Origin of the sequence: Spirillospora sp. NPDC052242 (genome assembly GCF_040679555.1) — a bacterium.
GTDB lineage: Bacteria > Actinomycetota > Actinomycetes > Streptosporangiales > Streptosporangiaceae > Spirillospora.
The window spans coordinates 159,866-176,957 of sequence record NZ_JBFAUZ010000003.1 but is presented as its reverse complement, the minus strand read 5'-3'; the positions used below and the strand labels follow the sequence as shown (position 1 = coordinate 176,957).

The window sequence follows — 17,092 nt, the reverse complement described above, 5'->3', positions numbered from 1 at the left end:
GCCTCAAGTGGCCCTGCCGACCAGGCCACCGCCGACCTAGCGTAATCGCACATGAACCCGCTCTCCGCGACGCCCCGCACCCGCCTCGGCCGCCTGCCCGAACGCTCGTCCGCCGACCGCGCCGACCTCCACGCGATCCTCGACGCCGCGCTGATCTGCCACCTCGGCGTCGTCATCGACGGCTCCCCGCGCGTCATCCCCACCGGCTTCGGCCGCCTCGGCGACACCCTCTACCTGCACGGCTCCACCGGCGCCGCGAGCCTCCGCCACGGCCCGTCCCGCGACGTCTGCGTCACCGTCACCCACCTCGACGGCATCGTCGTCGCCCGCTCCCTGTTCCACCACTCGCTGAACTACCGCAGCGCGATCGTCTACGGCACCCCGACCGTCCTCACCGGCGACGACAAGCTCACCGGCCTCCGCGCCATCACCGAGCACCTCGCCCCCGGCCAGTGGGACACCGCCCGCCGCCCGAACCGCAAGGAACTCGCGGCCACGACCGTCCTGGCCCTCCCCCTCGACGAGGCGTCCGTCAAGATCCGGCAGGGGCCCCCGGGGGACGACCCCGAGGACCTCGCCCTCGACGCGTGGGCCGGCGTCGTGCCCGTCCGCCAGACGTTCCTGCCCCCGGTCCCCGACCCGACGCTGCGCCCCGGCATCGAGCCCCCGCCGCACATCACGTCCCGTCCGGCGTCCTGACACTCGATGCCCCGCGTGCTCGCGCATGGTCGTAAGGTGAAGGCCATGAACGAGCGGCTTGTCTGGATCGACTGTGAGATGACGGGGCTCGACCTGCGCCGGGACGCCCTGATCGAGATAGCCGCGCTGGTCACCGACAGCGATCTGAACATCCTGGACGAGGGCGTCGACATCGTGATCAAGCCCCCGCCGGAGGCCGTCACCCAGATGACCAAGATCGTCCGCGACATGCACACGACCTCGGGCCTGCTCGACGTCCTCCCCGGCGGCGTCACGCTCGCCGAGGCGGAGAAAACCGTCCTCGACTACGTCCGCGGCCACGTCAAGGACGCCAACAAGGCCCCCCTGTGCGGCAACTCGATCGCCACCGACCGGTCGTTCCTCGCCCGCGACATGCCCGCCCTCGACGCCCACCTGCACTACCGCATGGTCGACGTCTCCTCCATCAAGGAGCTGGCCCGGCGCTGGTACCCCCGCGCCTACTTCGCCAGCCCGGAGAAGAAGGGCGGCCACCGCGCCCTCGCCGACATCACCGAGAGCATCCAGGAGCTGCGCTACTACCGCGCCGCCGTCTTCGTCCCCCAGCCGGGCCCCGACTCCGACACCGCCCGCGCCCTCGCCGCCGAGATCTCCGGCTGACCCACCCCCGCGGACCCGCTACACTACTGGGAGCCGGACCCGTTCCGGCCACGGTGGGTGTAGCTCAGCTGGCAGAGCACTTGGTTGTGGTCCAAGATGTCGGGGGTTCAAGTCCCCTCACTCACCCCAGGCAGAAGCCCTGGTCATCGTGACGGTGGCCAGGGCTTTCGCGTGTGCGGCGGGTCAGGTGCGGGCGATCTTGCGGGGGAAGACGACGGCGGTCAGCCAGATCGCGAGGGCCATCAGGATCGTGCACCAGAGGATGCCGATCCAGGCGTCGGAGCCCGGGGCGTGGCCGTTCATCAGCGCGCGGGAGGCGTCGATGATCGGTGTCATCGGCTGGTGCTCGGCGATGGGACGCAGCCAGGACGGCATGGTCTCGACGCGCGCGAAGCCGCTCGACACGTAGGGCAGGAAGAGCAGGCCGAAGCCGTAGCCGTTCGCGGCCTCGGCCGAGCCCGCCACCATCCCGAGCATCGCGAACACGCACGTGATCATCAGGATCCAGACGGCGATGAGGCCGACGGCGCCGAGGAACTGCGGGACGTTCGCGTCGGTGCGGAAGCCGACGGCGAAGCCCACGAGGATCACCACCGTGGTCGCCAGCATGTTGCGCACCATCGAGGACGCCGTGTGGCCGAGCAGGACGGTCACGGACGGGAACGGCATCGTGCGCAGCCGGTTCATGAACCCGGTGGTCATGTCGTTGCTGACCACGACGGACGTGTAGGACGCGCCGAAGCCCGCGGCGGTCAGGGCGATCGCCGGCATGACGAACGCCAGGTAGGCCTCGCGCCCGCCGCCCCCGCCGACATCGATCGCGCCGCCGAGGACGTAGGTGAAGACGAGCATCAGCATGACGGGCAGCATGACGGCCATCAGCAGGGACTCGCCGTCCCGGAAGGAGTGCCGGAGGCTGCGGACGGTGAAGACGTGCAGGCCGGTGAGGAAGCCGGCGCCGCGGGCCGGTGCGACGGGCGGCGCGGTGACGTGCGCGGCGGTCATGCTGCCTTCTTTCCGGTGAGCTGGAGGAACACCTCGTCGAGCGTGGGACGGCGGACGGTGACCTGGACGTCGGGACGTGCGGCGGCCAGGGCGGCGAGGTGGCGGGAGACCTCGGCGGCGGAGCCCCGGGTGGGGATCTCCTCGATGACGCGGCCGTGGCCGTCGTGCAGCTGGATGGTCGAGCCGCCGACGCGTTCCTTGAGCTGGGACGCGGTGCCGTCGGCGACGATGCGGCCGCCGTTCAGGACGAGGATCCGCTCGGCGAGGACGTCGGCCTCTTCGAGGTACTGGGTGGTGAGGAAGATCGACGTGCCGCCGGCGGCGAGGGCGGCGATCTCGTCCCACAGCGCCCGCCGGCTGCGGGTGTCCAGGCCGGTGGTGGGCTCGTCGAGGAAGATCAGTCTCGGGTGGGCGATGAGGCTCACCGCGATGTCGAGCTTGCGGCGCATGCCGCCGGAGTAGGTGGCGACGCGCCTGCCGGCCGCCTTCGCCAGGTCGAAGCGGTCGAGCAGGTCGGCGGCGCGGGCGGCGGCGGCGCGGCGGGAGAGGCCGAAGAGCCGCCCCATCATGAGCAGGTTCTCGATGCCGCTGAGCTGGGCGTCCACGGCGGCGTACTGGCCGGTCAGCGAGATGAGGCGCTGGAGTTCCTTCTTGTCCCGGCGGACGTCCAGGCCGAGCACGCGGGCGGCGCCGGAGTCGAAGGGCGTCAGCGTGGACAGGATGTTGACCAGCGTGGTCTTGCCCGCGCCGTTGGGGCCGAGGAGCGCGTGGACGCCCGGCGGGAGCCGCAGGTCGAGGCCCCGGAGGACCTCGTGCTTCCCGAAACCCTTGGTGAGCCCGTCGAGCTCGACGAGGTGTTCTGTGTATCGCATACACTGAGTATGGCATACACCGTTTATGACGTACACCGTTTATGACATACACAGTGCCTGAAGTGAGAGCATCGGGACCATGGGAGAGACGACCGAGACCGGCCTGCCGCGCGCCCTCGCGATCGCCTGGGGCGTGCAGGACGTCCCGCAGCGCGGCCCGAGCCGGGGGCTGACGCACGAGCGGATCGTGGCCGCCGCGATCGAGATCGCCGACGCGGACGGGCTCGGGGCCGTGACCATGCAGGCGGTGGCGAAGTCGCTCGACTTCACCACCATGTCGCTCTACCGGTACGTGTCCAGCAAGGACGAACTCCTGCGCCTCATGCAGGACGCCGCGGTGACCGTCCCCGAGAAGGTCGAGCTACCGGACGACTGGCGCGACGCCCTGCGGGCGTGGGCGGACCTGATCCGGGACGCCTACCGCGCCCACCCCTGGGCGCTCGAACTCCCGCGCGGGCAGGCGGCCGTCCTCATGCCGCGGACGGTCCGCACCGCCGACCTCGGGCTGGCCGCGATGGCGGGCCTCGACCTGTCCGACGGCGAGAAGATCGCCGCCATCCTCCTCATCTCCCAGCACGTCGCCTCGATGGTGGAGCTGGAGCGGTCCCTCGAGGCCGAGGGCGAGGTCGTCGCCACGCCGGAAGGGGTGGAGATGCTGCGCCGCGCCATCACCCCCGACCGATTCCCGCACCTCGCCGAGGTCATGGCCGCCGGGGGCTACATCGCCGACGCCCCCGCGCGCCCGGACGACCCCGAGGGCGTCGACGGCGAGTACGCCTTCGGCCTCGACGTGCTCATCGCCGGCCTCGAGTCCCTCGAACGCCGCCGCCGGGAATGACCGTCACGGACGGACGAACGGGGGCAGCGACCGGCGCCGGGCGCCGAGCAGCGCGGCCAGGGTGAAGGAGTCGGTCAGTTCGCCGCCGTCCTGCAGGTCGTCGAGGTCGCGGGTGTCGAAGAGGGCGACGCCCTCGATGCCCTCGTCGGCGGCGACGCGGCGGGGCGGGTCGACGCGGGCCCAGAAGAGGTCGGCGGCGCCGCCCGTGATCCCGGTGTCGGCGTGAATCCGCCCCAGCGGCGTCAGGTCCCGCGCGGTGACGCCGATCTCCTCGCGGAGCTCGCGCAGCGCCGTGTCCGCCGCGGACTCGCCCGGGTCGGCGAAGCCCCGGGGAATCTCCCAGTGCCACCGCCGGGTCGAGTGGCGGAAGTGCCGGATCAGGACGACCCGGTCGCCGCACACGGGAAGGACGGCGGCGCCCGCCCCGCCCGCCGTCGGCAGGATGCGGACGTGGCCGCCGACGGAGCCGTCCGGGAACTCCACCGGGTCGCGCACGACGGTGATGTAGGGGTCCCGGTAGCGGACGCCGTACGGGCCGCCGCCGGACGGCGCGGACGGCAGCAGCCGCACGGGCGCGCCGTCCGGTTCGGCGAACGCCTCCGGCCGCTCCCGCCGGAGCCGTTCGTACGCGGCCGCCGGATCGTCGCTCATTCGGCCTCGCCCGACTGGTCGGCACCGTTCTGCGCCGGAGAAAGCCGGGTGCCGTGGGCCGCGAGATAGTCGATGATCTTCTGTGCCTCGCGGGCGGGGTCGTCCATTCGCATGTCCAGGATCTGCGCGGTGTTCTCGATGCGGTAGCGGGCCCGGGACTCCAGCAGCCGCCCGAGCCCGAGCCGGACGGTGACGCGCGCGGCCCGGCCGAGCGCCATCCCCGCGGCGTCGCCGATGACCTCGTACCCGATCGAGTGATCGTTCATGTACACCACGTTGATCGTCACCGCGCCGATGTCGATGGCCAGCTCCGCCAGCCCCCGGAACCTCCGCCCGACGCCGTCCTGCCAGTTCGCGGCGTGGATCTCCTCGGCCTTCTCCAGCATCGCGACGTACGCGCCGGTGACGGCGGCGGCGCCGCCCGCCTCGGCCGCGAGGTCCTCCACGGACGTCGTGCCGAGCAGCCCGGCGAACGTGTCGCGGTAGACGCGCCACTCGCGTTCCGCGCGCACCTCCCGGATGTCCGACAGGGTCAGCCGGTCGAGGCTCGGCACCCGCTCCAGCAGGCCCTGCACGTTCTCGAACGTCAGGTTGCGGAGCATCCGGACGACCTGGTCGGCGTCGGTCCCCGCGAGTGCCCGCCGCCCGGCCCGCGTCCGGTCGGCGAGGCCTTCCTGCAGCGCCGTGCGGCGCGGCGACCCGCCGGGGGTGATGGCGTAGACGTCGATCGCGTCGGCGAGGTTCGTGCTGTACTTCAGGTCGAGCAGCTGCTTCAGCGGCGCGACGTGCGGCAGGTTCCGGTCGTACTCGCGGGCCGTGACGCTACCGCCCTCCCCCACGATGAACCGCTCGTAGAGCATCTGCCGGGTCACCGGGATCCCGCTGTTCGTGCGCTCGAACGCCCACGCGGCCACCTTCTTGAGGTGATCGCACACCGCGTCGGCCTCCTCCTCGCCCAGCCCGAGGTCGCGCCGCAGCGCGGGCGCGCGGAACTTGCCGAGCCGGGTGAGGAAGTTCTCGAAGCCGTCGCTCATCTGGAGGACGAGCTCCGAGTACGTCGCGTCGTCCCAGGCGAGGCGGAGGCACGACATGGGGGTCGTCTCCGCGATCGCCCGCCACCCCTCGAAGCCGTCCGTCACGTCGAACGCCGGGGCGGTCCCCGGGACGGGCGACGTCTCGTCCATGAGGTACGGGATGATCGTCCCGTCGGCCAGGAGGGCGCGGAACGCCTTCCGGTCGAGGCCGTCCCGGACGAAGTCCCGGTACACGATCCGGCTGTTGTACAGGTACGCCCGGTTGACGATGACCTTCTCGGCGTTCAGCAGCGCCCGCAGGTACTCGCGCCGCGCCCGGCGCTGCTGCTCGGCGCCGATCGCCTCGGTGACCCGCCCGGCCCGCAGCGCCGCGGCGAGCAACTCGTCGTCCAGCCACTGGTTGTCCAGCGACTGCGGCACGGCGGTGATCGTCCTGGCGAGATCACCGGCGATGAGCTGCTCGAAGGAGACGTTCCCCTCGTGATGAGCGACCATGTGCGGCTCCTCTGTCGACGGACTCGTCCCCGATCAGACGCCGTAAATGATCCACTCGGTTCACCGTCCGCCGCAAGAATCATGCGGTGTTTCCGGCCCGGCCCGGGCGGCGGCGCCGCCCGCGTCCATCGACTATGGATCACCGGCCGGTTATGCTCCGTCCTTATACCTGTCAACGACACCCCAAGGGCAACGGATGAGTGTCGATGAAACGGCCCCCCTGCGCGTGCTCGTGGTGGACGGCGACGCCCGGGCGCGCGCCGACGTGATCGCCCTGCTGGAGTCCAGCGACGAACTCTCCGTCGTCGCCGACGCCGCCACCGGGTCCGCCGCCCTCGCCCTCGCCGAACGCCTCCGCCCCGACATCGTCCTCGTGGACGCCGCCGCGGCCCGCCTCTCGTCCGCCCTCGCCCGCACCGCCCGCGTGTTCGTCCTCGCCGCACCCGGCGACGACGCCGCCGCGTCCGCCGTCCGGGACGGCGCCTGCGGCCACCTGGTCCCCGGCGCCTTCACCCCGCAGGACCTGATCCGCGGCGTCCGCGACGCCTCCCGCGTCTCCCTCGGCCTCTCCGCCCGCGAGGCCGAGGTCATGGACCTCATCGCCACCGGCCGCTCCAACGGCGAGATCGCCCGCCAGCTCTTCCTCAGCGAGAAGACGATCAAGAACCACGTCAACCGCATCTACGCCAAGCTCGGCGTCAGCTCCCGCGCCACCGCGATCGCCCTCTGGCGCGGCATGATGAGCGTCATGCCGGCCAAGGACTGAAACCGATTCGCACTGGTCCGCAGGGGCTGATACTGTTCTTCCTGTCGCCAGGGACACCGGCCACGGCCGGAGCCCCGAACGACGGGCGCCGTTAGCTCAATTGGCAGAGCAGCGGACTCTTAATCCGCGGGTTCGGGGTTCAAGTCCCTGACGGCGCACCCGCAACCACCAGGGCGCACACCGTAAATCGGTGCGCGCCCTATTTGCGTTCCGACACCACCGATGAGTTCCGGTCACGGCAGCGGTCCGACTTCCGAAACGACCGAGAGGATTACTTCGGTGGACTTGTACAGCGTTATGCCGGTGAGCGACCTGCCGAGGGCATTGCAGTGGTTCGGCGCACTCTTCGGCCGCCCCGCGGACGAGACCGTCGGCGACGAACACCTGTGGCAGGTCGGCGAGAACGCCTGGATCGCCGTCGAACCCCGCCCCGACCGAATCGGCCAGGCCGTCGTCACCCTCGGCGTCCCCGACCTCGACACCATCCTCGCCCGCCTCGAACCCCACGGCACCCCCCACACCCCCGTCGAGACCTACGCCAACGGCGTCCGCCACACCACCGTCCAAGACCCCGACGGCAACACCCTCTCCCTAGCCGAACCCCCGAACGTCCCGTAGCGCGCGTCCGACGGACTACGTGTTGGTGCAGAGCAGGCCGCCGCCTGCCCGATAGGCGCGGGCGAGCCCCTCGAACTGGTGGTGATGCCGCACCTATCGCTTCAGGAGAAGTCCGCCTCGGTGATGCCGTCGGGGTGCCCGGGCGGCCACTGCACCAACTCGATCCGGTAGCCGTCCGGGTCGGTGAGCCACGAGGTTCTCGGCCCGTCCGGGCCGCCCGGATACTGGACCGGTTCCGGCTCCAGGCCGCGGCCGGTCAGCATCTCCAAGGTGGTGGTCAGCGTGTCCACCTGGATCGCGAGGTGGTCGAAACCGCTGCCCACGTCGACGCGTCCGCCGCTCGGGCGGTGGACCAGTTCGAGCGAGGCCGCCGGTTCGCCGGGGAACTTGAGGATCGCGAGGCGGGTGCCGTCGCCGCCCTCGACCCTGCCCATCTCGAGGTACCCCAGGGCGGTGTAGAAACGCAGCGAGTGGTCCAGGTCGGTGACACGGTAGGAGAGGAAGAGCGTCTTCATGCGGCCTCCCGGCCGGAGTGGAGCACGCGGTAGCGCAGGTGCGTGACGTCTCGCCCCTCCAGCCGGCGGACGAGATCGAGTTCGATGTGCTCCCCACCGAGATGGTCGAACAGCCGCCGGCCGTCCCCGAGGAGCACCTGAACCAAATGGATCTCCATCTCGTCGATCTGCCCCGCTCGCAGCAGGGCCTGGGCCGCGCCCGCCCCGTGGACCATGACCGGGAGGTCCCCGGCGGCCACCCGGGCCCGGCGGGCGCAGTTCTCGACATCGGTGACGAACCGCGCGTGGCCGGGCGGCACGTCGCCGTCGTCCACGTGGTGGGTGAGGACGAAGATCGGCACGCCGCCGTGGTGGTCGCCCTGCCAGCGCCCGGCGAGTTCGAACGTCCGCCGGCCGGAGATCACCGCGCCGGTCGCCAGCGCTTCGCGGTAAACCTGTCCGTTCGGGCCGTCGGATTCCCGATCGTCGAGCCAGTTGAACAGACGTCCGCCGTCGCGTCCCAGCTCCTGGCCCGGCCGATCGTCCGGTCCCGCGATGAAGCCGTCGAGCGACATCGACATGTACAGCCGAATCGGGTTGCGCATCCTGGCCCTCATCTCCTCCAATACATCGGAGTGCATGGGTTCCCGCTCCCCCGCAGAGGCGGGTCTGCCACAGGGGAAGACTGCGAGCAACCGGCAAACTCATCGGCCGGAGCACACTGAGATTGCTCAGGTGGCACTGAACGCGGATCGTGCAACGAGAACACGCATGGCAAGAGCCCATGCTTCGGGCCGGTTGTCAGTCGGCGATCCACCCGCCGTCGATGACGTGCTCGGTGCTCGTAATGCCATGATCGCCGTGACCGAGACGGCGCCACGCCGTATCGCCGTGAGCATGCCGTCCGTTGGATGGAGCCCACCCGGGCGCGCTGCGCGCCCCGGCCTGCGCCGCCGCGGCCTCGGTCAGCCTGCGAACGGCGAACTCGACCCGACCGTCCACGACGATCGTCTGCAGCCCGCAAATGTCACCCGAGAAACAAATGAGAACGTTGTTATTCATGGGATCGTACGCCCGCCTTTTCTGCGGCGAAATGTGGTCACGGCTGGTGACATCCCGCTCTTGCTGTGGATTATGAAAGGAGGCGTACTCGGGAGGGTGCATGGGCAATGCCGCCGCGAACCGTATCCTGTCAGTGGACACCGCCGCACCGACTCCGAACTCTTCCGCCGCACTGGCCAACGCCGTCTCCGCGTTCGGCGCAGCGGTGCAGCATCCTCTCGCAGCCGGACTTGGCGGAGAGGAATACCAGATCCAGGACCCGGTAGCGCAACTCGTCCGGGCAGCGGGAAACGCTCTCGGGTTGCCGGTGACCATGCACAAAGAGGTCTCCCTCAGCGACCTGTTGATCCGTCCGGACTTCGCCGTCGACCTGGCCGGTGGACGGGTGGGCTACATCGAGGTGAAGGCACCCTCGAAGAGCATCAGTCCTAAGGACTGGCCCGCACGTTCGCACGACCGCCTCCAATGGCAGAAACTGAGTCTCCTGCCGAACGTGCTTCTCAGCACAGGGCAGTGCTTCGCGCTCTACCGCGACGGCGTCCGAGTCGGCCCAGTCGCCAGGCTGGAAGGGGCCCTCGATCGGGCGGGACGTGCGCTGCGTCCCGCCGACGCCGAACTCGCGCGGGTCCTGCACGACTTCCTGACCTGGGCCCCCGATCCGCCGCACGACCTGCGCACCCTGGTCCGGACCGCCGCCCGCTTGTGCCGCTACCTGCGCGAAGAGGTGCTGGAGGTACTCGAACACGAACGGCTGAAGAACGACAGACCGTTCACCACACTGGCGGAAGAGTGGCGGAGCATCCTGTTCCCGCGAATGACCGAGCCCGCCGACTTCGCCGACTCGTACGCCCAGACGATCACCTTCGCGCTACTGCTGGCGCGCGCCGCCGGCGTGTCGTTCGAGGGAAACGATCTGCCGTCCATCGGACGGCAACTGGGCAAGCGGCACGCCCTGATCGGCAAAGCCCTCGGTGTCCTCTCCGATCCGGCGGCCGCCGACAACCTTATGGTGGTGGAGACTCTCAGAAGAGTCATCGGCGCTGTCGACTGGGGCCGATTCGACCACGCCGATATCAATGCTCACGCACTCCTGTACGAAGTGTTTTTGAGCGAATATGACGCAAAACTCCGACGCCTCAGCGGCTCTTACTACACGCCCGACCGTCTTGCCGCCGCGATGGTCAGCTTCACCGATCTCGTCCTGAAGAAGAAGCTGGAGCGCCCTGAGGGGTATGCCTCGGACGACGTCATCGTGGTCGACCCCGCGATGGGCACGGGGACGTTTCTCGTCGAGATCGTCAGAGCGGTGGTCAGGACGGTTGTGGAGGCGCAGGGCGACGCGACGGAGCAGCGCCTTCGTGACCTCTTCCAGAAACGGTTGATCGGCTTCGAGCGCCAGGTCACCCCTTATGCCGTCGCCGAACTCCGGCTCCACGATCTGCTCCGCGAGTACGGCGCGGACGTCCCGCCGCAGGAGATGCGCTTCCTCGCCGACACGTTCGACGACCCGGACAAGCAGGAGATCGCCTTCGGGCAGATGTACGCCGAGCTGCAGAAACAGCGCGAAGGCGCCAACAAGGTCAAGCGAGACCTCCCCGTGATGGCCATCGTCGGCAATCCGCCCTACCTCGACCGGGCGCACACGCGCGACCCCGCCCCTTGGGTCGAGGACAGGCGCGACCCGGGAAGACCCGACAGCCTCACCACCCGTCCGTCCCTGGACGAGTTCCGGCAGCGTGGCAAACTCGACTACAAGCTGGCTGCGACATGGGTCTTCTACTGGAGGTGGGCCATCTGGAAGGCGTTCGAGGCCCATCCGGACGACCCCGCCGGTCTCATCGCCTTCATCACCCCGTCTTCCTACCTGTCCGGTGCCGCCTTCGCGGGGATGCGAAGCCACCTCCGCAAGGTCGCGGACGAGGGCTGGATCATCGACGTCTCCCCGGAAGGGCATCAACCGCCCGTACCGACCCGGCTGTTCCCGAAGGTCCAGCAGCCGCTGGCCATCGCCGTTTTCGTGAGGTATGCCGACGCCGACCCGCGAACCCCGGCCCGGATCCACTACCGCAACGTCACCGGCATCCAAGAGCAGAAGCTCACAGCTTTGGAATCCCTGGAACCGGACACCGAGGGCTGGGAGCTGTGCCCAGACGAGTGGAAGGCCGAGTTCCGCCCCACCTCCGCCACCGGCTGGCACACTGCCCCATCGCTCGCCGAACTGCTGCCCTGGCAGACACCCGGTGTCAGAACAAAGCGGACATGGGTAATTGCTCCCTCCGCCGAAGTGCTGGAGCGGCGCTGGACCACACTCGTTAACAGCCGGCCGGAGGATCGAACGGACCTGATGAAGGTGACTAGGGACCGCGATCTGGACACCATGCCGGCGCCAATTCCCAACCAGCCGCACCCGGGCGTATCACTCAGGCAAGAGACCACGCGGCGTCCAAACGTCGTGCCCTTCGCCTACCGTAGTTTCGACCGGCAATACCTCCTCCTTGATCCGAGAGTGGTCGATTTCGCCAGCCCGGATCTGTGGCGCGTCTCCAGCGATGAGCAGGTCTACGCCAGCGAGCAGCACACCAATGTCTTGAGTGAAGGCGTCGCGCTGACCTTTACCGCGCTTGTGCCGGACATGCACCACTTCCAAGGCCATCACGGCGGTCGCGTGCTTCCCCTGTATCGGGACGTCGAGCGGACGGCCAACGTGACGCCCGGTCTGTCGCTGTACCTGTCCGACATCTTCGAGATCACAGTCACCGACGAGGACGTTTTCGCCTACATCGCCGCGGTCGCGGCGCACTCGGGCTACACGCGCCGCTTCAGCGAGCAGCTCGTCAACCCGGGGCTGCGCATCCCGCTCACCCGCGACGCCACGCTCTGGGGTCGCGCGGTCGAGTTGGGCCGGACGGTCGTCTGGCTGCACACGCGCGGCACCCGCTTCGCCGACGAGACAGAGGAGCGCCCCCTTCGAGCCCCCCGTCTTCCGGATGCCGAAAGACCCCGGATCGAACGCGCCATCCCCTATCGGGCCGACTGCATGCCGGACGGCGTCGGATACGACGAGCAAACCTGGACGCTGCTCGTCGGGGACGAAGGGCGGGTCGCACCGGTCCCCGCGTCCGTATGGGCGTACAACGTCGGCGGCATGCGCGTGGTGAAGAAGTGGGTCGGATACCGGCTACGGCACCCCAGGCGACGGAAAGCCGCGTCGCGGCTGGATCTGATCAACGCAGAGCACTGGACTTCCGAGTTCAACAACGACCTTCTCGACCTGTTGCACGTCCTCGGGCTCCTCGTACGGCTCGAACCCGCACAGGACGCCCTTCTCGGCGAGATCTGCTCGGGTTCGCAGGTCACGGTGGCCGACCTCCGGGCCGCCGCGCTGTTCCCTGTCCCCAAGACCGTCCGCGGCTCGATCAAACCGTCCGGCCGGGGCGGCCAGTTGGTGATGTAGCTCCACGACTCGGGCGGTTTCGGGGGTGTGGCCGGGTGTGGCCCGTGCGGGCGGAAGGGGGCGTTGGGCGTCGCCGGGGGACGTACGCTGCCTCTGCGCATGCAGATGATCGCCCTACGTGCTCACCTGTCCGTGGTGGTCGACGCTCCCGCTGTGTTGCGCGTGAACAGGCGCGAGCAAAGGAGCGAACGCGTGCAGCAGATGTCCAAGGGCGCCAACGTCGACCTGTCCGGCCCGTCCACGGCGACGGGGCCGGTCACCGTTGCGTTGAGCTGGATCGATCCGTCCGGTGAAGGCGAGGCCGACGTCTCGGTGCTCTTGATCGGCGAGGACGGCAAGGTCGGGGGCGACGCCGACTTCGTCTTCTACAACCAGCCCGCGACCGCGGACGAGTCGGTGCGGCTGCTCGGCAAGACCCCGACCGCGACCGGCAGTGAGGACCGGATCCTGGTCGACCTCGGCGCACTGCGGCCCGACGTGCACCGCGTCGTCGTGGCCGCCAGCCGTTACGCGGGGGCGACGTTCGGTGCGCTGGACGACCTGCGGCTGACCGTCTCCGACGGTGCGGGAGACGTGCTGCTGGCCTTCGACATCAAGGACGCCGATCGCGAGACCGCGTTCATCTTCGGCGAGCTGTACCGCAGGGGCGACGGCTGGAAGTTCCGGGCGGTCGGCCAAGGCTACGAGTCCGGGCTCGCCGGGCTGGCGTCCGACTTCGGGATCAACGTCGACGACGGCGACGAGGAGACCGGCGAGGCGGCCGCGGAGCCGGTCGGCGGGCCGGGCCGCCCGGCGCCGCCCGAGGAGGTTCGTCCGAAGCGCGTACGGACGGCCAAGAAGAAGACGACCGTGCGGAAGACGGCGAAGGTCAGCCTGGCCGAGCATCCGTCCTGGCAGCACGCGCGGCTGTTCCCGGTCACCGGGTTGCGCAACGACCAGGAACGCGAGGCCCGTGCCACGGCGACCCTGCTGGCCGTGATGGCACAGGTTCCGGAGTTCGGCCGCCGCCTGACCGCGCGGTTTAACGCCCCGGCCGGGACGATCCAGACGTTCGCGGAGGCGTCCTTCAAGCACGGTGACGGCAAGGTCCGGCCGGACGGCGTGCTGCGCGTGGCCCGGGCCGGCCGGATCTGGACCGCCCTGATCGAGACCAAGACGGGCGGCAACCCGCTCAAGGCCGACCAGGTGGCGGCCTATCTCGAGGTGGCGGCGCGGCAGGGGTACGAAACCGTGATCACCCTGTCGAACGATCTCGCGCTGGACAACGAGCATCCGCTGAGCGTCGACAGACGGCTGCTGCGCAAGGTGGCGCTGCGCCACCTGTCGTGGGCCGAAGTGGCCCACGAGGCGGAGATGCTGTGCCTGCACGACGGCGTGGCCAATTCCGTCCACGCGTGGCTGCTCAGCGAGCTGCTGCACTACCTGCGGCAGGACAACGCCGGTTGCCAGGGGTTCCGGGACATGGGCGCCGCGTGGGTGCCCGTGCGCAACGCCGTCACCGCGGGCACGCTGCGGCTCGGTGACCGGCGTGCCATGCAGGTGGCCGAGAGCTGGGAGAAGCTCGTCCGGCAGCTGTGCCTGCGCCTCGGCGGGCGGACGGGCCTCGCCATCGCGCCCGTGCTGCGCAAGCGGCGCGACGGGGACGCCTCGGTGCGCCGCCTGCAGACGGTGACGTCGCTGGTGGAGTCGGGACGCATGAGCGCCGAGATTCGCGTCCCGAACGCCGGCGGGCCCGTGCTGCTCGAGGCGGACCTGCGCACCGGCCAGATCGAGACCACCGTCGAGATTCCCGCGGCGGCGCGCGCTCGTCCGCTGACGCGGGTCCAGTGGCTACTGCGGCAGCTGGCCGACGCCCCGCCCGAGCTTCGCGTCGAGGCCCTCGCCCCCGGCTGCAAGACGGGGCCCTGCGACCTCCTGAAGAACCTCGTCAGCGAGCCGGGCCTGCTCCTCCCGGGTGACGCGCAGCAGATCGACGCCTTCCGCCTGACCCTCGCGACGAGCCTGGGGACCAAGCGCGGCACCGAGGAGACCGGCTTCGTCCGCAGTATCGACACCGCCATGGACCGTTTCCACCAGGAGATCCTCCAGGTGCTGAAAGTCGATCCCGCACCCGCCGGATGAGGGCGGTGGTCAGGTCTTGGGGGTGTAGGGGGTGGCTTGGAGGGTGAAGAGGTGGGCGTAGTCGCCGTTCGTTGACATCAGGGTGTCGTGGGTGCCGCGTTCGGTGATGCGGCCGTCGTTGAGGACGGCTATGAGGTCGGCGTCGCGGACGGTGCCGAGGCGGTGGGAGATGAGGATGCTGGTGCGGCCCCGGCGGTGGCGGCGGAGGGACGTGTGGACGGCGTGCTCGGCCTCGGCGTCGAGGCCCGAGCTGGGTTCGTCCAGGAGGAGCAGGTCGCGGTCGCGGCGCAGGAGGGCGCGGGCGAGGGCGAGGCGCTGCCACTGCCCGCCGGACAGGGCGACGCCCGCGTCGTCCTCGCCGGCGAAGATGCGGCTGAGCATCGTGGCGTAGCCGTTCGGGAGGGCCTCGATCGTGTCGTGGACGCCCGCCTGGTGCGCGGCCTCGCGGATGCGGGCGGGATCCTGGACGGTGATGTCGCCGAGGTTGATGTTGTCGGCCGCGGTGAGGTCGTACTCCATGAAGTCCTGAAAGACGACGCCGATGCGTTCGCGGAGGTCCGCGGGGTTCATGTCGCGCAGGTCGACGCCGTCCCAGGTGATCGAGCCCTTGTCGGGGTCGTAGAGCCTGCAGAGGAGTTTGACGAGGGTGCTCTTGCCCGCGCCGTTGACGCCGACGAGGGCGACGCTGCGGCCGGACGGGATGAACAGGTCGATGCCGCGCAGGATCCACGGGTGGTCCTCGCCGTAGCGGAACCAGACGTCGCGGAGTTCGATGCCCCGGCGCAGCGGGGGGACGGGGCGGCCCCCGGGGCGGGCGGGCAGGTCGGGTTCGGACGTGACGATCGTGGAGAAGTGGCCGAACAGGAGGAGCGCGTTGTGGGCGTCCGCCCACTGGTCGACGATCGAGGTCAGCGCGGTCTGGACGCCGGCGACCGCGGCGATGAACACGGTCACGTCGCCGGGGGTCATGCCGCCCGACGCGGCGTCCAGGACGGCCCAGACCAGGCCGGCTCCCGCGACCGCGCTCCCCAGCAGGGCGAGGACGCCCTGGCCGCGCAGGGTCTTCAGGTCGACCCGGCGCTCGGCGGCGTTGATCGCCTGGATCTCGCCGAGCATCCGGGCGCGGAAGAAGTCGCCGAGTCCGAACAGGCGCGTCTCCTTGGCGGCCGCCGGTCTGGTCAGCAGTTCCCCGTAGAAGACCTCGCGGCGCATCGCGGGGCTGATCCGCCACATCGTCCGGGCGCGTTCCCGGCTCAGGCCGAGCTGGATCCGGACGGACGGCAGGGACGCCAGGGCGATGACGGCGATCAGCAGCGGGTTGATGACGACGAGCGTGCCGACGAAGCCGGACATGGTGATGGCGGACTGGCCGATGGTCAGGGCTCCGACGATCAGCCGGTCCGGTGCCTGCTGGCTGGACTCGCGCGCCAGGCGCAGCGTGTCCTGGAACGCGGGGCTCTCCAGGCGCCGCAGTCCCGCGTCGGCGTTGACGGCGCCGAACAGGCGGTCGGCGGCCAGGGCGCGCACCGCCCGGCGCAGCTGGGCCTGGGCGTAGGTGGACGCGTGCGGCAGCACGATCACGCACAGCCCGCAGGCCGCGAGCCCGGCGGCGAGGAGCGGCAGGACGTCCCGGTCCCCGGCGGTGAGCGCGTCCAGGACGAGCTTCGTCAGCCACGCCGTCGCGACCGGCGCCAGCCCGGCGAGGACGGCGAGGAGCACCGCGGCGGCGGTCGCGGTCCGGTGCGCCCGCCAGGCGAGCGCGGCGACGGACGCGGCGCGCCGCGCCGTCCCGTCCGGTCCGGTCACGTTCCCGCCGGCACCGGCAGCCCGGCCGGGGTGAGCGTGGCGGACGTCACCACGGCGCCCTCGCCCACGACGTAGAAGCTGGGGGTCGCGGGACCTCCGAACGCCGTGTTGAGCGGGCCGTCCACCGGTTCGACGACGACGGTGGCGAGCGGTGCGAGCGCGGCGGCGAAGTCCTCGGCGTCGGCGCGGTCGCCCTCGATCACCGCCAGGACGCGCGCGCCGGGGCGGCGGACGCGGTCGGTGAACTCGGGCAGCCGTTCCCGGCAGGAGGCGCAGGTGGTGGAGAACAGGGCCACGACCGTCGGCTCGGTGAAGAACGCGCGGGTCACGGCGGTGCCGTCGAGCGCGGCGGCGGTGAACTCGGGCAGTTCGGTGCCGGGCGGCGTGAACGGGACGGACGGGCGTGCGTCCTGCAGCAGCGCCGCGTGCTCGCGGAGGCGGCGGACGACCGCCAGGGTCAGGATCAGGTCGAACGCGCAGAGCAGGCCGACGAAGACGACGCCCGCGGCGAGGTATGGCAACGATGGTCCCTTGGGGC

The 17,092-nt window shown here is 70.4% G+C and carries 16 protein-coding genes and 2 tRNA genes; 9 read left to right on the top strand and 9 right to left on the bottom strand.

What is annotated here, in order from left to right; all coding sequences use genetic code 11:
• Positions 1–51: 51 nt before the first annotated feature.
• The 3 genes from AB0L25_RS04130 (at position 52) to AB0L25_RS04120 (ending at position 1,467) form a co-directional block, all read left to right on the top strand.
• A complete protein-coding gene (locus AB0L25_RS04130) occupies positions 52–699 on the top strand; it encodes a pyridoxamine 5'-phosphate oxidase family protein (protein ID WP_500168429.1) in 648 nt (215 codons plus the stop codon).
• A 45-nt stretch (positions 700–744) separates the two neighbouring features.
• On the top strand, positions 745–1,338 hold the full coding sequence (gene orn, locus AB0L25_RS04125) for an oligoribonuclease (protein ID WP_500168428.1): 594 nt from the start codon (positions 745–747) through the stop codon (positions 1,336–1,338).
• 53 nt (positions 1,339–1,391) lie between these two features.
• A tRNA-His gene (locus AB0L25_RS04120) sits at positions 1,392–1,467 on the top strand.
• A 54-nt stretch (positions 1,468–1,521) separates the two neighbouring features.
• On the opposite strand, the gene AB0L25_RS04115 is transcribed toward AB0L25_RS04120, so the two are convergent.
• Positions 1,522–2,343, bottom strand: coding sequence for an ABC transporter permease (locus tag AB0L25_RS04115; RefSeq protein ID WP_500168426.1), 822 nt, complete (start codon positions 2,341–2,343; stop codon positions 1,522–1,524).
• Complete coding sequence (locus tag AB0L25_RS04110; protein ID WP_500168424.1) at positions 2,340–3,215, bottom strand: ATP-binding cassette domain-containing protein; 876 nt, start codon at positions 3,213–3,215, stop codon at positions 2,340–2,342. The genes AB0L25_RS04115 and AB0L25_RS04110 overlap by 4 nt, the downstream gene beginning before the upstream one ends.
• 79 nt (positions 3,216–3,294) lie before the next feature.
• Between AB0L25_RS04110 and AB0L25_RS04105 the strand changes: the two genes are divergently transcribed.
• Entirely contained in the window at positions 3,295–4,053 is a 759-nt protein-coding gene (locus AB0L25_RS04105; RefSeq protein WP_500168423.1) for a TetR/AcrR family transcriptional regulator, read from the top strand.
• Positions 4,054–4,056: 3 nt separating this feature from the next.
• On the opposite strand, the gene AB0L25_RS04100 is transcribed toward AB0L25_RS04105, so the two are convergent.
• Positions 4,057–4,704 (bottom strand): NUDIX hydrolase, encoded by a 648-nt coding sequence (locus AB0L25_RS04100; RefSeq protein WP_500168421.1) that lies wholly within the window; start codon positions 4,702–4,704, stop codon positions 4,057–4,059.
• Entirely contained in the window at positions 4,701–6,233 is a 1,533-nt protein-coding gene (locus tag AB0L25_RS04095) for a hypothetical protein (RefSeq protein ID WP_500168419.1), read from the bottom strand. Before AB0L25_RS04095 ends, AB0L25_RS04100 begins: the two co-directional genes overlap by 4 nt.
• Positions 6,234–6,429: 196 nt before the next feature.
• Between AB0L25_RS04095 and AB0L25_RS04090 the strand changes: the two genes are divergently transcribed.
• From AB0L25_RS04090 to AB0L25_RS04080, 3 genes are all read left to right on the top strand, one after another.
• Positions 6,430–6,999 (top strand): response regulator transcription factor, encoded by a 570-nt coding sequence (locus AB0L25_RS04090; RefSeq protein ID WP_500168417.1) that lies wholly within the window; start codon positions 6,430–6,432, stop codon positions 6,997–6,999.
• An 85-nt stretch (positions 7,000–7,084) separates the two neighbouring features.
• A tRNA-Lys gene (locus AB0L25_RS04085) sits at positions 7,085–7,157 on the top strand.
• Between the two features lie 145 nt (positions 7,158–7,302).
• Positions 7,303–7,617 (top strand): VOC family protein, encoded by a 315-nt coding sequence (locus AB0L25_RS04080; RefSeq protein WP_500168415.1) that lies wholly within the window; start codon positions 7,303–7,305, stop codon positions 7,615–7,617.
• A 101-nt stretch (positions 7,618–7,718) separates the two neighbouring features.
• Here the strand turns inward: AB0L25_RS04080 and AB0L25_RS04075 are convergent, their stop codons facing one another.
• From AB0L25_RS04075 to AB0L25_RS04065, 3 genes are all read right to left on the bottom strand, one after another.
• Entirely contained in the window at positions 7,719–8,132 is a 414-nt protein-coding gene (locus tag AB0L25_RS04075) for a VOC family protein (protein WP_500168413.1), read from the bottom strand.
• Positions 8,129–8,716 carry a dihydrofolate reductase family protein gene (locus tag AB0L25_RS04070; protein ID WP_500168411.1) on the bottom strand — a complete coding sequence of 196 codons (588 nt, stop codon included), beginning with the start codon at positions 8,714–8,716 and terminating at the stop codon, positions 8,129–8,131. Before AB0L25_RS04070 ends, AB0L25_RS04075 begins: the two co-directional genes overlap by 4 nt.
• A gap of 196 nt (positions 8,717–8,912) precedes the next feature.
• A complete protein-coding gene (locus tag AB0L25_RS04065) occupies positions 8,913–9,275 on the bottom strand; it encodes a hypothetical protein (RefSeq protein ID WP_500168409.1) in 363 nt (120 codons plus the stop codon).
• Here AB0L25_RS04065 and AB0L25_RS04060 point away from each other — a divergent pair.
• Both AB0L25_RS04060 and AB0L25_RS04055 read left to right on the top strand, forming a co-directional pair.
• A complete protein-coding gene (locus AB0L25_RS04060; RefSeq protein ID WP_500168407.1) occupies positions 9,274–12,627 on the top strand; it encodes a type ISP restriction/modification enzyme in 3,354 nt (1,117 codons plus the stop codon). The genes AB0L25_RS04065 and AB0L25_RS04060 overlap by 2 nt on opposite strands.
• Before the next feature lie 201 nt (positions 12,628–12,828).
• Positions 12,829–14,748 (top strand): TerD family protein, encoded by a 1,920-nt coding sequence (locus AB0L25_RS04055; RefSeq protein ID WP_500168510.1) that lies wholly within the window; start codon positions 12,829–12,831, stop codon positions 14,746–14,748.
• Between the two features lie 9 nt (positions 14,749–14,757).
• Here the strand turns inward: AB0L25_RS04055 and AB0L25_RS04050 are convergent, their stop codons facing one another.
• A complete protein-coding gene (locus AB0L25_RS04050) occupies positions 14,758–16,554 on the bottom strand; it encodes an ABC transporter ATP-binding protein (RefSeq protein ID WP_500168405.1) in 1,797 nt (598 codons plus the stop codon).
• A complete protein-coding gene (locus AB0L25_RS04045) occupies positions 16,551–17,075 on the bottom strand; it encodes a TlpA family protein disulfide reductase (protein ID WP_500168403.1) in 525 nt (174 codons plus the stop codon). The genes AB0L25_RS04050 and AB0L25_RS04045 overlap by 4 nt, the downstream gene beginning before the upstream one ends.
• Positions 17,076–17,092 lie beyond the last annotated feature (17 nt).

Excerpts from the sequence above, each read along its gene's own strand:
- AB0L25_RS04055 (WP_500168510.1), top strand. The coding sequence starts at position 12,829 with ATGTCCAAGGGCGCCAACGTCGACCTGTCCGGCCCGTCCACGGCGACG.
- AB0L25_RS04100 (WP_500168421.1), bottom strand. The coding sequence starts at position 4,704 with ATGAGCGACGATCCGGCGGCCGCGTACGAACGGCTCCGGCGGGAGCGG.
- AB0L25_RS04075 (WP_500168413.1), bottom strand. The coding sequence starts at position 8,132 with ATGAAGACGCTCTTCCTCTCCTACCGTGTCACCGACCTGGACCACTCG.
- AB0L25_RS04095 (WP_500168419.1), bottom strand. The coding sequence starts at position 6,233 with ATGGTCGCTCATCACGAGGGGAACGTCTCCTTCGAGCAGCTCATCGCC.
- AB0L25_RS04065 (WP_500168409.1), bottom strand. The coding sequence starts at position 9,275 with ATGCACCCTCCCGAGTACGCCTCCTTTCATAATCCACAGCAAGAGCGG.
- AB0L25_RS04060 (WP_500168407.1), top strand. The coding sequence starts at position 9,274 with ATGGGCAATGCCGCCGCGAACCGTATCCTGTCAGTGGACACCGCCGCA.
- AB0L25_RS04070 (WP_500168411.1), bottom strand. The coding sequence starts at position 8,716 with ATGCGCAACCCGATTCGGCTGTACATGTCGATGTCGCTCGACGGCTTC.
- AB0L25_RS04110 (WP_500168424.1), bottom strand. The coding sequence starts at position 3,215 with ATGCGATACACAGAACACCTCGTCGAGCTCGACGGGCTCACCAAGGGT.
- AB0L25_RS04130 (WP_500168429.1), top strand. The coding sequence starts at position 52 with ATGAACCCGCTCTCCGCGACGCCCCGCACCCGCCTCGGCCGCCTGCCC.
- orn (WP_500168428.1), top strand. The coding sequence starts at position 745 with ATGAACGAGCGGCTTGTCTGGATCGACTGTGAGATGACGGGGCTCGAC.
- AB0L25_RS04105 (WP_500168423.1), top strand. The coding sequence starts at position 3,295 with ATGGGAGAGACGACCGAGACCGGCCTGCCGCGCGCCCTCGCGATCGCC.
- AB0L25_RS04090 (WP_500168417.1), top strand. The coding sequence starts at position 6,430 with ATGAGTGTCGATGAAACGGCCCCCCTGCGCGTGCTCGTGGTGGACGGC.
- AB0L25_RS04115 (WP_500168426.1), bottom strand. The coding sequence starts at position 2,343 with ATGACCGCCGCGCACGTCACCGCGCCGCCCGTCGCACCGGCCCGCGGC.